Consider the following 14,169-nt stretch of genomic DNA (forward strand, 5'->3'; position numbering starts at 1 on the left):
GACTACTCCCGGGATGCGGCGAGCAGGACGAACCGTCCGTCCGGATCCACCCATTCGTGCCGGACCACGAATCCCGCGTCGGCGAGTTCCTGCGAGATTCCGACGAGGCGGAACTTCGCGGAGATCTCGGTCCGGATCTGCTCACCCTCGACGAAGGAGATCTGCAGGTCGAGACCCGGGATCGTCACGTCCATCGCCTCGGTCGCCTCGAGGCGCATCTCGATCCACTCGTTCTCCGGGTCCCAGACGGCACGGTGCACGAACCGGGCGGGATCGAAGTCGGCGCCGAGCCGGTCGTTGAGCACCCGCAGGACGTTCCGGTCGAACTCCGCCGTCACGCCGGCCGCGTCGTCGTAGGCGGCGATCAGGGTGTCGCGGTCGATGACGAGACCGGCGCCGAGGAGCAGCCACTCGCCGGGATGGAGGATCGCGGCCGTCCCGGCGAGGAACTGTGCGCGTTCGCTCGGGACGAGATTGCCGATCGTGCCGCCGAGGAACGCGATCGCGCGTTTCCCGCCGGCCGGCAGATGCGTGAGCGAATCGGTGAAGTCGCCGACAACCCCGTGCACCGTCAGGTTGGGATACTCCGCCGCCAGCCGGGTGACGGCCGACCGCAACGCCGGTTCGGAGACGTCCTGCGGCACGTAGGTGTGGAGATACGGTTCGAGGGCGTCGAGCAGCACGTGCGTCTTCTCGGACGACCCGGAGCCGAGTTCGACGAGCATCTCGGGGCGGGCGGCATCGGCGAAGTCGGCGGCGTGCTGTCGCAGCAGTGCGAATTCGGTGCGTGTCGGATAGTACTCGGGCAGTCGCGTGATCTCGTCGAACAGTTCGCTGCCCCGCGCGTCGTACAGCCAGGTCGGCGACAGGTACTTGGGATCGGACGTGAGTCCGCGCCGTGCGTCCTCGCGCAGTTTGGCGTCGAGGTCCTCGGGGCGCAGATGCACGTCGACGATCACGGTGAACCGACCTCCAGTGGTGAGACGATGAGTTTGCCCGGCATCGCGGCGACGAGATGCCGGTCGGGTACGGGTTTCCAGCGGCTGTCGTCGTCGAACGGTTCGGACGCCACGATCGCGACCTGCTCGTCGACGAACGTCCACAGCGAGTGGTACCAGGCGGTGGCCCAGATCCCGGATTCGTTGCACAGCAACATGTTCAACCGTGATTCCGGTGCGAGTTCCAGCACGTCGTGGACGAGTGAGATCAGCGCCGGCTCGGGATCGGCCGAGCGCAGGCGCGACTGGAGCAGGAGCCACAGCGTGGCAGCATCGGTCGGTGATTCGAGCTGCAGCAGTTCGGCGACGGGAAGCGCGCCGGCGAGGGTGACGAGCGATCCCGGCCAGCCCCGGACGACACCGTTGAGACTGAACGCCCACCGGTCGTCGGAGAAGGGCGCGGCCGCCGACCGTTCGACGGGCATCCCCTCGGTGGCCGAGCGGGTCGCGGCGACGACGGTGCGCGACCGTATCGACGTCAGGCCTTCACCGACGAAGGGATCGGACCAGATCGGCAACGCCGACCGGTAGCGCCCGAAGGTGCCCTCGGCACTCCACCATCCGACACCGAATCCGTCGGCGTTGATCGTGCCTCCCCCACGCATGTCGGTGGGCGCCCACGACTGGCGGAGCAGCGAGTTGGTTCCGGTGGACAGCAGTGCCGCGACGTTCGTCTCCGGCCCGATGTACGCCAGATGTCTACACATCGCCCGTCCCGTACGCGACGCGGAGCCCGGAGAAGATCTGACGGCGGATCGGCAGATCCCAGTTGCGGAAGGTTCCGCGGCACGCGACCTCGTCGGTTCCGAACGAGCCTCCGCGCAGAACCCGGTGTCCGTCGCCGAAGAAGACCTCCGAGTACTCGCGGTACGGGAACGCGCGGAAGCCCGGATAACCGGTGAACGGTGTGGACGTCCACTCCCAGACGTCGCCGATCAGCTGGTGCACCCCGAGCGGTGACGCTCCCTGCGGATACGCGCCGACGACGGCGGGACCGAGATGACGCTGACCGAGATTCGCGTGGTCGGGACCGGGATCCTCGTCGCCCCACGGGAATCGGCGGCTGAGCCCGGTGGCCGGATCCCAGCGTGCCGCCTTCTCCCATTCGGCCTCGGTCGGAAGACGTCCACCGGCCCAGCGGGCGAACGCCTCCGCCTCGTGGAAGCACACGTGCACGACCGGCTCGTCCGGGTGCAGCGGCATCGTGCGGCCGAAGGCCGTTCGGCTCCATCCGGTTTCGTCGCGACTCCAGAACTGCGGGGCCTCGAGACGGGCGTCGAGGCGGTGCTGCCAACCTGCCTCGCTCCACAGTTCGGGCCGCTCGTACCCGCCGTCCTCGACGAACCCGAGGTAACGGCGGTTGGTGACGGGCACCGCGTCGAGTTCGAACTCCGGCACCTCGACGACGTGTGCCGGGCGCTCGTTGTCGAGGGCCCACGGATCGGTGGACGTGCCCATCTCGAATGCGCCGGCGGGGATCCGGACACGTTCGGTGTCGCGGACGGTTCCGGTGCGCGGCGCTTCCGGCGCGTCGAGCAAGGGCGGACCCTGCCGTAACTGGTGCGTCGCGAGCATCGTCTCGCCGTGCTGCTGTTCGTGCTGCGCGACCATCGCGAAGACGAAACCCTCGCGGGTCAGATCGTCGTCGAATGCACTGTCTTCGAGCACATCCCAGGTGAGCTCGCGGACGGCACGCGCGTAACGGCGGGCGGCGTCGGGGTCGAGCAGTGGCAGCCCCGTGCGGGTCGCGCGGGGATGCCGGAAGGCGTCGTAGAGATCGTCGATGTCGCCGCGAACCGCAGGGCGCCTGCCCGCGACCCGCACGAGCCAGCGCTCCTCCTGGTTGGCGATGTGCGCGAGATCCCACACCAGCGGGCTCATCAACGGCGAATGTTGTGCGGTGAGATCCTGTTCCGGCACGGAGGCGAGTACCTCGGTGCGGGCACGCGCCCGCTCGAGGTGCCGCCTGAGCGCAACACGAGCAGGTGTCACCGCACCTCCTCACCCGGCGCCAGACCGCGCAGGCACCGTGCCGCGGCCGCGTCGAGCGCCGCGGTGAACCGCATGTCGCGGGAGGACTCCGCCGCGAGCGAGAGCAAACCCGCTGCGGCAGCACGCAATTCGAGCGAGGCGAGACCGACGCGGGCCGCCTCGGACCACTGGTCGCGCACCGGCGCGGCGATCGCGCACGCCTCCGCGGAGACCTCGGGCGCCGACAGCAACGCCTCGAGAGCCGCGACGGGCACCTGCCACGACTCGGCCGGCTGGGCGTCGAGATAACGCACCTCGAGATGCCCGCACGGACGAACAGGCGGGAACAGCGTCGTCATGTGGTAGTCGAGGTCGTCGATGGTGGGTCGACGGTGGATGTCGGCGTCGAGCTCGCCCGCGAGCCACGCCGCGAAGGTGGCGCCGGGCGGTGCGTACCATTCGGGCATTTCCGAACGCACGCAGGTCAGCGGTGCGTCGAGCACCCACGCGGGGTAGTCGGCGGGATGGTCGACGTGACCGAGGGCGGGATCGAGTTCGAGCCACGTGCGCATCCGCTGCGACGCCCAGTCGCCCTCCGGAGCACCTCGCAGCCGGGGCGAGCACGCGAAGGCCGCGATCATCGCCGGGCCGATGGCGTGGAGCAACTCCCAGCGCTGCACCACCTCTGTCTCGTCGCGTCCCGCGTCGACGGAAACCTGTATGGACGCAGTGCTGTTCATCATCAACCGGCCCATCGGGCCGATCCGGTCGTAGCGGAGTTCCATCGCTCCGTAGCGCGGGGTGCGCAGCAGACGGTGGGGAGGCCGCACCTCGTCGGCGGCGCGGTCGAGCATGGTCACCGACCGGCGGGCCAGCAACGCCCGGAGCATGCGGAGGTCGGCCGTGAGCCGATCGCACACCTGCCGTGCCGAAGTGCACGGCACGCTCGACAGCTCGATCTGACCACCCGGCTCGACGCTGACCGCGCTGCCCGACGGCAGGGGACGGGCCGACGACGACGGCGCTACCGTGCGCGGCGCGTGGGGTCCGAGGGCCTCGACGAGCCTCGTGAGTTCGGGACGCGATTCGGTGCCGTCGGCCCGCGCGGTGAGCCATTCGAGCTCGACCCCGATCAGCCTGGGGATTCCCAGCCGGAATGCCCTGCTGCGGACGTGGTCCTCCGCTGCTGCTCGGGAGCCGAGGTCCTTGCGGGCACGGGAGGCTGCGGCATCGACTGCCATTGCCATTCGTCCACCCCCTCGGCCGGTGCGCCAGGTCTGCGGTCGAGACTAACCCGCCGGGGGACACGACGCGCGGATAACGCACCGGTGCGTGCGCGAACGCACTCCACCGGGCAGGCTCGACCCCGACGATACGGACGACGGAGGAGGTGAGCGGCCCGTGCTGGACCTCCAGGCGGCCCGACGCGACACACCGGGATGCTTCGACCGGGTCTTCCTCGACAGCGCCGGCTCGTCGCTGCCCCCGGCACCGGTGCTCGAGACGATGCTCGCGCACCTGCGCCGCGAGGCCGAGATCGGCGGGTACGTGGCGGCCGACGAACGGCTCGACGACCTGACGGCCGTGAAGACCTCGCTCGGCCGCCTGTTCGACGTGCCGGAGACCTCCCTCGCGCTGTCCGACGGCGCCTCGCGGGCGTGGACGTCCTTCTTCTACGCGGTGCCGCTGCGACCCGGCGACCGCATCCTGATCTCGCAGGCCGAATACGCCGCAAACGCGATCGCCGCGCTGCAGCGCGCGCGGGCGACCGGCGCCACCGTCGAGGTCGTTCCGTCCGATCCGTCCGGCCGCGTCGACGTCGAGGCGCTCGAGGGGATGCTCGACGAACGGGTGCGGCTGGTGTCCGTCGTGCACGCCCCCACCAACGGCGGGCTCGTCAACCCGGTACGGGAGATCGCCGACGCCGCGCACGCGGTCGGGGCGCTCGTGCTGCTCGACGCGTGCCAGTCGGTGGGGCAGCTGCCGGTGAGCGTGCCCGAACTCGACGTCGACGCACTGTCGGGCACCGGGCGCAAGTGGCTCCGCGGGCCGCGCGGCACCGGTTTCCTCTACGTGCGGCCGCGCCTGGTGAGCGAACTCGAACCGGCCGTTCTCGACCTGCACAGCGCCTCGTGGACCTCGGCCGACAGCTACGAACTCGCTCCGGACGCCACCCGCTTCGAGATGTGGGAGGCCGGAGTGGCGGCCCGGCTCGGGCTCGGCGCGGCCGTGGACTATCTCCTCGATCTGGGTGTCGACGCCGTGGCCGAGGCGGTGGCCTACCGGGCCGGGCACGTGCGCGAGGGGCTCGCGGGCATCGACGGCGTCACCGTCACCGACCTCGGCGAGCAGCGCAGCGGCATCGTCTCGTTCACCGTGGACGGCCGCGACCCGCGGGAGGTCCGCGACGCCCTGGCCGAGCGGTCCGTGACGGTCACGGTCAGCAGCCGCAGTTCGACGCTGCTGGACATGACCTCGCGCGACCTGCAGTCGGTGGTGCGGGCGTCGCCGCACTACTTCGTCTCCCCCGCCGACGTCGACAGGTTCCTCGCCTCGGTGCACGACATCGCCCGGTCGTGAAGCTCACGCGCGTCGACGACAGGGCTGTTTGTCCCTGATCGACGTCGTCCGGTAAAGTGGTTCGAGTTGTCTCGGCGAGGGTGAACCGCAATATCGCTGGATCACCGTGATCGACGCGGCTGCGACGGAAGCAATGTGCTCCCCGGTCGCACGTGTCGGATCCGTTCGTTCGAGAACACCCGACCACCAAGTGCCACCAGCGTAGGAGCCGTCACATCATGTCCGACGAGAATCGTCTCGTAGCCAGCGTCCGCACCGAGTTCGGCAAGGGTGCCGCACGCCGCGCCCGTCGCGCCGGCCAGGTCCCCGCCGTCCTCTACGGCCACGGCACCGAGCCCCGGCACCTCGCCCTCCCCGACCTCGAGTTCGCAGCCGTGCTGCGTAACCACGGCACCAACGCCATCCTCACCCTCGACGTCGACGGCGAGGATCAGCTCGCGCTGACCAAGTCGGTCGTCGTCCACCCCATCCGTCGCTACATCGAGCACGCCGACCTGCTCGTCGTGAAGAAGGGCGAGAAGGTCACCGTCGAGGTGCCCGTCGTCCTCTCCGGTGAGGCCGGCTCCGGCACGCTGGTGGTCAACGAGGTCAGCACGATCAAGCTCGAGGCCGACGCCCTGAACATCCCCGAGGAGATCACCGTCTCGATCGAGGGCGCCGAGGCCGGCACCCAGATCCTGGCCGGTGGCGTCGAGCTGCCCGCCGGCGCGACCCTGCAGGACGATCCCGAGCTGCTGCTCGTGAACATCGTCGAGGCTCCCTCCGCCGACGCCCTGGAAGGCGCCGAGGGCGAAGAGACCGCAGAAGAGGCCTCCGAGGAGGCCTGAGCCTTCACCGGCTCCCTGTGAAGTCACTCGTGCGGCGCGTCATCCCTTCGGGGTGGCGCGCCGCACGTCGTTCGAATGCACGGAAGGATCAGTTCGTGGGCGACGACGCCGCGCTCGTGGTCGGTCTCGGCAACCCCGGCCCGAAGTACGAGAACACCCGGCACAACATCGGATTCATGGTGGCCGACGTGCTGGCCGGACGCGTCGGCGGCAAGTTCTCCGCGCACAAGCGCAGCAACGCCGACATCGTGCAGGCCCGGCTCGACGGGCGGCAGGTGATCATCGCGAAGCCGCGCACCTACATGAACCTGTCCGGCGGTCCGGTCGCCTCCCTGGCCAAGTTCTTCTCGGTCGATCCCTCGAACGTGATCGTCCTACACGACGAACTCGACCTGGACTTCGGCACGATTCGGCTCAAGCTCGGCGGTGGCGAGAACGGGCACAACGGCCTGCGGTCGACCTCGTCGGCGCTCGGCACCAAGGACTACCTGCGGGTCCGGATGGGCATCGGCCGCCCTCCCGGCCGCCAGGATCCCGCCGACTTCGTGCTCAAGCCGTTCTCGGCGACCGAACGCAAGGAACTCGACGTGTGGTGCGAGGAAGGCGCCGACGCCGTCGAACTGCTGCTGAGGCTCGGCCTCGAGGGCGCCCAGAACCGCATCCACTGACCGCCCGCCTCCGCCGAGGCCGGCGCGGTCGCAGCGGCGTCGCGTGGCGCGGTGGTCAGGCCCGCGTCAGCAGTGCCAGCGAGGTGCCGCGACGCAGCTTGCCCGAGGAGGTCTTCGGGATGCTGCCGGGACCGAGTACCGCGACCGTGCGGGGCCGCACGCCCACCTCGGCGACCACCGCGTGCACGACGTCGTGTTCGATGCGGCGCACCTCGTCGGGGTGGTCGAAGAGTTTGGTCTCCACGGCCACCGCGAACGATTCGCGCTTGTCCCCCGCGTCGAGCCGGATGGCGACGGCGTTGCCGGGACGCACCCCGTCGACGGTCCCCGCCGCTCGCTCGATGTCGGTGGGATAAATGTTGCGGCCGCCCATGATGATGACGTCCTTCACCCGGCCGCACACCACGACGAGATCTTCCTCGGTGAAGTAACCCACGTCGCCGGTGTCGAGCCAGCCGTCGGCGTCCTGCGCGGGTACGGGTCCGTCCACGGTGAGATAGCCGTGCGTGACGGCCTCGCCGCGCAACTGGATGATGCCCACGCCGCGGGGTGGCAGCACCTGTCCGTCACGGCCGACGACCCGGCCCTCGAGACCGGCCACGAGACGGCCGAGGGTGGGCATGCGGCGCGTGTGGGTGCGGTTGGTCGGCACGGCCATCCCGCCGGCCTCGAGCAGGTCGGGGTCCACCACGTCGAGCACCACCCCGCGTCCCGGATCGGGGACCGACACCGCGAGCGTGGTCTCGGCCATCCCGTAGGAGGGCGCGAGGGCGGACGGGTCGAGACCGAAGCGCTCCCCGGCCTCCGCGAGGGCCTCCATCGTGTCGGGATCGACCGGCTCGGCGCCGTTCCACATCCAGCGCATCGACGACAGGTCGAGCGCGCCGTCCGGCGCCTGTGACAACTTCCGGGCCAGCAACGAGTACGCGAAATTCGGTGCTGCGGTGAGCGTTCCGCGGTACTTGCTGATCAGCTCCGCCCACAGGATCGGAGAGCGCAGGAAGTCCAGCGGCGTGACCGACACGACCTCGGCGCCCACCTGCATGGGGACGCTGAGGAAGGCCACCATGCCCATGTCGTGGAACAGCGGCAGCCAGCTGATCATGACGTCGTCGTCGAGCGAGAACTTGACGCGGTCCATCATCGCCGTCGCGTTGGCGTAGAAGTTGCCGTGCGTGATCCGCACCGCCTTCGGCGAGCCGGTGGACCCGGACGTCAGCTGCTGGAGCACGATGTCGGACTCCGCCGTGTCGACGGGATCGACGGGCCTCCCCTCCCGCATCCGCTCCACGGTGACGACGGAGATGCTCCGCTCGCGCAGCAGCGGCTCCGCGATCTCGAAGGGTGCGCCGAGCACGACGGCGCGGGCGTCGATCATCCGCAGGACCACCTCGGTGTCGCGCGACCACATCTGCAGGTCGGTGCGCGGCGTGGGCTGGTGCAGCATCGTCACGCTTCCGCCGCGCATCCACACGGCCTGGCAGACCGGTGCGATGTCCACCGGTTGTCCTGCGAGGACACCCACCGCGTCGCCGGGTCCGATACCCGCCGCGGCCAGTGCGCCGGCCATGCGGCGGGCCTGCCGGTGGATCTCTCCCCAGTTCTGCCGCAACGGCGTATCCGGTTCGCCGGTGACCAGAGCCCCGGTGTCCGACTCCGCCGTCGCGTACATCTCCTCGGTGAACCTGCTCACGACCCGCTCCTCGTCCGGTGGTGCACGACCTCGATCAAGATCCGGTAGTTGCACATCAGCGTGCGCCGTCGAGTGGTCGGTATGGGGCGGCCTCGGGGAAACGTGATCGAATCTGGCGGAAATCGACACCGAATCGCCGAGTAACATGGACGAGTTGGCGGCGATAGCGCCCCTACTCCCTGCCCCCTTCGAGAGGTTTTTCCCGTTGAGCACCCCGCACGCTTCGGCCGACAGTCAATCCACCGGCACGACGGAGCCTGCGCAGTCCTCCGGCACAGCGAAGCCCGGGGCCGCGAAGGAGGTCAGAGCCGAAGCCGAGCGCAGACGCACCTTCGCCGTCATCTCCCACCCCGACGCCGGTAAGTCGACGCTCACCGAGGCGCTCGCCCTGCACGCGAAGGTCATCTCCGAGGCCGGCGCGGTCCACGGCAAGGCCGGCCGCAAGTCGACGGTCTCCGACTGGATGGAGATGGAGAAGGCCCGCGGCATCTCCGTCAGCTCCACGGCCCTGCAGTTCAACTACACCCGCTCGGACGTCGCGGGCACCGACGACGAGGTCGTCAACGTCGTCAATCTCGTCGACACCCCCGGTCACTCCGACTTCTCGGAGGACACCTACCGCGTCCTCACCGCCGTCGACGCCGCCGTCATGCTCATCGACGCGGCGAAGGGTCTCGAGCCGCAGACCCTGAAGCTGTTCCAGGTGTGCCGCCACCGAGGCATCCCCGTGGTCACCGTCATCAACAAGTGGGACCGACCGGGCCGGACGCCGCTGGAACTGCTCGACGAGATCGACGAGCGCATCGGCCTGATGCCGACTCCCCTGTTCTGGCCCGTGGGCATCGCCGGCGACTTCCGCGGTCTGCTGCGTCGCGGCGAGGACGGAGACGCGGCCGAGTACATCAAGTTCACCCGCACGGCCGGTGGCGCCAAGATCGCGCCCGAGGAGCATCTGTCCCCCGCCGAGGCGCTCGCCCTCGAGGGCGACACCTGGGTCGAGGCCGCCGAGGAGTCCGAACTGCTGTCGTCCAACGGCCAGGATCACGATCAGGAATTGTTCCTCGCCGGGCAGACCTCGCCGGTGATCTTCGCGTCGGCGATGCTCAACTTCGGTGTGCGGCAGATCCTCGACACCTTGGTCACGCTCGCACCGCCACCGCGTGCCCGTCTCGCCATCGACGAGACCGCTCGCGAGGTCGACGATCCGTTCAGCGCCGTCGTGTTCAAGGTGCAGGCCGGCATGGACACCGCCCACCGCGACCGGCTCGCGTTCATGCGTGTCGTCTCGGGTGTGTTCGAGCGCGGCATGGTCGTCACGCACGCGCAGACCGGTAAGCCCTTCGCCACCAAGTACGCGCTGACGGTCTTCGGCCGCGAACGTTCCACGGTGGAGAACGCCTATCCCGGCGATGTCGTCGGCCTGGTCAACGCCACCGCGCTGGCGCCGGGGCATACCCTCTACATCGACAAGAAGGTGGAGTTCCCGCCCATTCCGTCGTTCGCGCCCGAGCACTTCGCGATCCTGCGGGCCGAGAGCGCCTCGAAGTACAAGCAGTTCCGCAAGGCCGTGGACCAGCTGGATTCCGAGGGCGTCGTGCAGATCCTCCGCAACGACGTCCGCGGCGACGCGTCGCCGGTGATGGCGGCCGTGGGTCCGATGCAGTTCGAGGTGGTCGCGGCGCGGATGAAGGCCGAGTACAACGTCGACCCGAAGATCGAGCATCTCGGCTACTCGCTCGCGCGTCGCACCGATGCGGCTTCGGCCGACGAACTGAACCGCCAGCGCGGCGTGGAGGTGTTCACCCGGTCGGACGGCGTGCTCCTCGCTCTCGTCAGCGACAAGTGGCGGCTGCAGTACATCCTCAAGGAGTTGCCGGAGCTGACTCTCGAACCGTTGGTCGCGGCGACCGACTGAGCGTCCCGGCAATGCCGGACGGGTAGTGCGTCCAGCGGATTTTACTGATACTTTCCCTTTCGTCGATCCGACGTATTCGGGTGGAATCAGGAGTTGTGTCGATGAACGACGACGTACCGGCCGCAGCCGGTGAGGACCTGTCGTCCGGTGGGACGGCGGATACGAGCAGGCGATCCGGACGCGCGAAGCGCTCGGGCACCTTCGTCTACCCGCTGCCGAGCACTCCTCTTCCGAGCAGTACCCCGCTGACGAGCACGCCGGATCCCGGAACACACCGCATGAGCGTGGGGGATGCATCGTCGCTCGAAGGTGACCCGGCCGGCGGGGTGGGCGCCGGCAATTCCGAGGAAGGAACGACCCTGGTGAGCAGCACCGGCACGAACGGCTCCGCGAGTGGGCCCGCCACCACCACGACGACCCCGACGGCCACCGAGAGCCTGGGCACGATCACCGCACCGGGTCCGGTCCCGTCACGGCGCAATTCGATGGGCGTGGCGTCGGTGCGTATCGCCGCGCGACTCGCACAGAACGAACTGACCTCCCGCGACTCCCGCAGCACCGGAGCGCACGGCGACCCGCGTAGCACCGGATCGCACGGCGACCCGATAGCGGACAACGATGAACTGCTCACGCTGCTCGGCGAGTACCTGCTGGCCGGTGGACTCGAGAAGCCCGAGATCCACGCGACCCTCGGTGGGCAGCCGATCGTCGTCGACCTGCAGGTACCGCAGCGTCACGCCCGGTAGAGGTCACGCCCGGTAGAGACGGGCAGGTCGCGGGTTATCCGTCGCCGAACAGTGCGGCGATCGCCGCCGGATCGACGTCCTCGAGCGTCGCGGGCGACCACTGCGGGTCGCGGGTCTTGTCGACGAGCACGGCGCGCACACCTTCGATGAAGTCCGGCGTCGCAGCGACGCGCACAGCGACGTCGAGTTCGCGGGCGAAGCATTCCTCGAGCGTGCTCTCGGCACCGCGTCGCATCAGTTCGGCCGTGGCCCACACGCTCGTCGGCGACAACGACCGCAGGGCCGTGCGAGTCTGCTCGGCCCACTCGGCGTCGATGTCGGCGAGGCTGTCGAGGCGGGTCACCATGTCGAGCACCGTACCGTCGCCGAACACCGTCTCGATGTCGGGGAAACGCTGCGCCAGGGAGGATTCGGGGGTCGGTTCGACGAACTCGTCGAGGGCGTCGCGCCACTGCCCGGCGCGGATGCGGTCGGCGAAGTCGTCGATGCGGGCACTGGGCACGTAATGCGTGGCCAGGCCGACGGCCAGCGCGTCGCCGGCATCGATGCGGGCGCCGGTGAGTCCGAGATACATCCCCACCGCATCGCACCGCGCGGTGGTGCCGCGCAGGCGCGGGAGGAAGTGGCTCGACCCGATGTCGGGAACGAACCCGATGGCCGTCTCGGGCATGGCCATCGTGGTCTTCTCGGTGGTGACGCGCACCGCGCCGTGCACCGAGATACCGAGCCCACCGCCCATCGTGACGCCGTCGAGGACCGCGAGATACGGCTTCGGGTAGGTGGCGACCAGCTCATCGAGGCGGTACTCGTCGGCGAAGTACTCGCGGACGGTGTCGAAGCACCCCTCGAGGGCCAGCTCGCGCACCGGCTTGACGTCGCCACCGGCGCAGAACGCGCGGTCGGACGTGCTGGTGACGAGCACGGCCGTGACGGCCGGGTCGTCGCGCCAGGCGAGAAGCGACGAGCGGATGTCGCGGATCATCGACCGGTCGAGCGCGTTGAGCGCACCGGGACGGTCGAGTTGCACTTCGCCGACTCCGTTGGCGACGCGTGTGCGGATGAAGGACTCGTTCACGGGCGGGAGCCTACCGGTCGCGGGCGACTCGTCCCGGCCACGCGACACGTCACGGATGAAGTTCCTCGGTGACCCACCGGTCCCCCGCACGCCGGTAGCGATACCGTAGGTGCCGCCGGCCGGGATCCGCCTGCCAGAACTCCACGGCCTCAGCGGCGACGCACCACGCCGTCCAGTGCGGCGAGACGAGGTCCGGATCGTGTTCGAGCGCGGTCAGGCGTTCCCGTACGAGGTCGTCGTACTCGGCGGAATCGGTGAGGACCTCGCTCTGGTGTCCCGTGGATGCGACGGCACGGGCGAAGACCGATCGTTCCCGGAAGTCGCGGGCACACACCTCGGGTGGGCCGGCCAGGACGGGTCCGCGCACGCGTACCTGCCGGCCGAGTTCGCGCCAGTACACGGTGAGCGCGGCGGCCGGTGTCGCGTCGAGCTGGCGGCCCTTCGGGGAACGGTCGTCGCCGGAGAACCACCAGCCGTCGTCGGTGACGTCCTTGATCAGCAGCATGCGCGCGTCGGGCGTCCCGGACGGGTCGACGGTCGACAGGGTCGCTGCGTGCGGCTCGGCGACGCCGGCCTCGGCCGCCTCGGTGAGCCAGCGGAGGAAGGTCTCCTGCGGCGTCGCGGCCGGTGCGAACGGCGGCGCGGACGCCGTGAGGGTGGGCAGGGCCCGGATCCAGCCGCGGGTATCGGGAAACTCACTGCGACGCGCGATCTCACTCATCGCCGCATGGTACCGATTCGGGAGCTCACTCCCGAGGTGGCGGCAGCTTGCCGGTCAGGGGGCCGACGAGCATCCAGCGATGCCCGAAGGGGTCGAGCAGGGTGGCGTTGCGATGACCGTGGGCCTCGTTGATCCACCTCTCGACCGAACCGCCGGCCAGACGGGCGCGGGTGAGCACGGTGTCGGTGTCGGCCACCTCGAGCATCAGGCTCACCGAGACCGCCCCCTCCTGCGGCGCCGTGAGTCCGAGTTCGGGGAATTCGTCTGCGAGATAGATCATTCCGCTGGGGAACCGCAGTTCGGCGTGCCCGACGCGACCGTCGTCCATGACGACCGGTTCGGCGGTCAGCGAGGCTCCGAAGACCCGGGTGTACCACTCGATCGCCTCGTGGGCCCGCGGCACCGTCAGATAGGGCAGCGCCCCCGGACGGGGAAAATCGCCGGAACCCTCCGAGACCATCTCGTCGTTCCCGCTCAGGACGCTTTCGGTTGCTGCAGCAGCGCCCATCGATTGGTCGTCAACCGGACCGAAGGCGAGTCGCCCATGCATGTGACCGTCTCCCAGTTGCGTTGATATCCGGTGCGGCTGATCCGCCAGCATCCGTCGTCGCCGAGGCTGTACCGATCGTGATAGTAGGCCGAGCCGCGCAACATCATCCCGTCCTCGGGGATGATCACGGTGTCGGACAGCAACCACACCCCGGTGGCGCTGCGGCCGTCGTCGGCGATGTCGATCTCGGGATGGGAACAGGTGTGCTCCGTGATCAAGCGCGTTCCCAGCGTGTTCTCGAGGAAACCTATGAAGGCGTCGCGTGAGTCGAAAACGAGATGCTCCCCGTAGACGGCGTGTGCGTCGGGGGTGAGGGTGTTCGCCAGCTCGTCCCAGTCCTTCGTATCGAGCGCTCGCGCATAGCGGTATTTGAGCCGCGTGATCTCCGCTACCGCCTGCACATCCATCGTCGGCCTCCCATTGGC

At 69.4% G+C, this 14,169-nt stretch carries 14 protein-coding genes; 5 read left to right on the plus strand and 9 right to left on the minus strand.

The genetic code is table 11. The features are described from left to right. Nucleotides 1-2: 2 nt before the first annotated feature. Genes egtD through egtA form a run of 4 tightly spaced genes read right to left on the minus strand, consistent with a single transcriptional unit; the run spans nt 3 to nt 4,216 of the window. On the minus strand, nt 3-959 hold the full coding sequence (egtD, locus tag M3330_RS06315; protein ID WP_033098256.1) for an L-histidine N(alpha)-methyltransferase: 957 nt from the start codon (nt 957-959) through the stop codon (nt 3-5). Next, the gene (gene egtC, locus M3330_RS06320; RefSeq protein WP_006553841.1) at nt 956-1,705 is read right to left on the minus strand and encodes an ergothioneine biosynthesis protein EgtC; all 750 of its coding nucleotides are present in this window, start codon (nt 1,703-1,705) and stop codon (nt 956-958) included. The genes egtD and egtC overlap by 4 nt, the downstream gene beginning before the upstream one ends. Then, the gene (gene egtB, locus M3330_RS06325; RefSeq protein ID WP_039584572.1) at nt 1,698-2,990 is read right to left on the minus strand and encodes an ergothioneine biosynthesis protein EgtB; all 1,293 of its coding nucleotides are present in this window, start codon (nt 2,988-2,990) and stop codon (nt 1,698-1,700) included. The genes egtC and egtB overlap by 8 nt, the downstream gene beginning before the upstream one ends. After that, entirely contained in the window at nt 2,987-4,216 is a 1,230-nt protein-coding gene (egtA, locus tag M3330_RS06330; RefSeq protein ID WP_183079160.1) for an ergothioneine biosynthesis glutamate--cysteine ligase EgtA, read from the minus strand. The genes egtB and egtA overlap by 4 nt, the downstream gene beginning before the upstream one ends. Nucleotides 4,217-4,370: 154 nt before the next feature. Here egtA and M3330_RS06335 point away from each other — a divergent pair, with 154 nt between their 5' ends. From M3330_RS06335 to pth, 3 genes are all read left to right on the plus strand, one after another. Further along, nucleotides 4,371-5,549, plus strand: coding sequence for an aminotransferase class V-fold PLP-dependent enzyme (locus tag M3330_RS06335; RefSeq protein WP_006553838.1), 1,179 nt, complete (start codon nt 4,371-4,373; stop codon nt 5,547-5,549). Nucleotides 5,550-5,767: 218 nt separating this feature from the next. Continuing rightward, nucleotides 5,768-6,376 (plus strand): 50S ribosomal protein L25/general stress protein Ctc, encoded by a 609-nt coding sequence (locus M3330_RS06340; protein WP_255027668.1) that lies wholly within the window; start codon nt 5,768-5,770, stop codon nt 6,374-6,376. Between the two features lie 95 nt (nt 6,377-6,471). After that, nucleotides 6,472-7,044 carry an aminoacyl-tRNA hydrolase gene (gene pth / locus M3330_RS06345; protein ID WP_006553836.1) on the plus strand — a complete coding sequence of 191 codons (573 nt, stop codon included), beginning with the start codon at nt 6,472-6,474 and terminating at the stop codon, nt 7,042-7,044. A 55-nt stretch (nt 7,045-7,099) separates the two neighbouring features. Here pth and M3330_RS06350 read toward each other — a convergent pair whose 3' ends face one another. Beyond that, on the minus strand, nt 7,100-8,737 hold the full coding sequence (locus M3330_RS06350) for a fatty acyl-AMP ligase (RefSeq protein ID WP_255027670.1): 1,638 nt from the start codon (nt 8,735-8,737) through the stop codon (nt 7,100-7,102). A gap of 205 nt (nt 8,738-8,942) precedes the next feature. Here M3330_RS06350 and M3330_RS06355 point away from each other — a divergent pair, with 205 nt between their 5' ends. Further along, on the plus strand, nt 8,943-10,652 hold the full coding sequence (locus tag M3330_RS06355) for a peptide chain release factor 3 (RefSeq protein ID WP_006553834.1): 1,710 nt from the start codon (nt 8,943-8,945) through the stop codon (nt 10,650-10,652). A gap of 95 nt (nt 10,653-10,747) precedes the next feature. Continuing rightward, a complete protein-coding gene (locus M3330_RS06360) occupies nt 10,748-11,398 on the plus strand; it encodes a hypothetical protein (RefSeq protein ID WP_033098253.1) in 651 nt (216 codons plus the stop codon). A 34-nt stretch (nt 11,399-11,432) separates the two neighbouring features. Here M3330_RS06360 and M3330_RS06365 read toward each other — a convergent pair whose 3' ends face one another. Genes M3330_RS06365 through M3330_RS06380 form a run of 4 tightly spaced genes read right to left on the minus strand, consistent with a single transcriptional unit; the run spans nt 11,433 to nt 14,151 of the window. Beyond that, the gene (locus M3330_RS06365; RefSeq protein WP_064852187.1) at nt 11,433-12,473 is read right to left on the minus strand and encodes an enoyl-CoA hydratase/isomerase family protein; all 1,041 of its coding nucleotides are present in this window, start codon (nt 12,471-12,473) and stop codon (nt 11,433-11,435) included. A gap of 49 nt (nt 12,474-12,522) precedes the next feature. Continuing rightward, nucleotides 12,523-13,194 (minus strand): pyridoxal 5'-phosphate synthase, encoded by a 672-nt coding sequence (locus M3330_RS06370; RefSeq protein WP_006553831.1) that lies wholly within the window; start codon nt 13,192-13,194, stop codon nt 12,523-12,525. Between the two features lie 25 nt (nt 13,195-13,219). Then, a complete protein-coding gene (locus M3330_RS06375) occupies nt 13,220-13,654 on the minus strand; it encodes a glyoxalase/bleomycin resistance/extradiol dioxygenase family protein (protein WP_024103221.1) in 435 nt (144 codons plus the stop codon). A 14-nt stretch (nt 13,655-13,668) separates the two neighbouring features. Further along, entirely contained in the window at nt 13,669-14,151 is a 483-nt protein-coding gene (locus tag M3330_RS06380; RefSeq protein ID WP_024103220.1) for a nuclear transport factor 2 family protein, read from the minus strand. Nucleotides 14,152-14,169: the final 18 nt, after the last annotated feature.

Origin of the sequence: Rhodococcus sp. GA1 (assembly GCF_024321955.1) — a bacterium.
GTDB lineage: Bacteria > Actinomycetota > Actinomycetes > Mycobacteriales > Mycobacteriaceae > Rhodococcus > Rhodococcus pyridinivorans.

Bases quoted from the DNA above. Each gene is read 5' to 3' on its own strand.
- egtC (WP_006553841.1), bottom strand. From the start codon at position 1,705: ATGTGTAGACATCTGGCGTACATCGGGCCGGAGACGAACGTCGCGGCA.
- M3330_RS06375 (WP_024103221.1), bottom strand. From the start codon at position 13,654: ATGGTCTCGGAGGGTTCCGGCGATTTTCCCCGTCCGGGGGCGCTGCCC.
- M3330_RS06340 (WP_255027668.1), top strand. From the start codon at position 5,768: ATGTCCGACGAGAATCGTCTCGTAGCCAGCGTCCGCACCGAGTTCGGC.
- M3330_RS06370 (WP_006553831.1), bottom strand. From the start codon at position 13,194: ATGAGTGAGATCGCGCGTCGCAGTGAGTTTCCCGATACCCGCGGCTGG.
- egtA (WP_183079160.1), bottom strand. From the start codon at position 4,216: ATGGCAATGGCAGTCGATGCCGCAGCCTCCCGTGCCCGCAAGGACCTC.
- M3330_RS06380 (WP_024103220.1), bottom strand. From the start codon at position 14,151: ATGGATGTGCAGGCGGTAGCGGAGATCACGCGGCTCAAATACCGCTAT.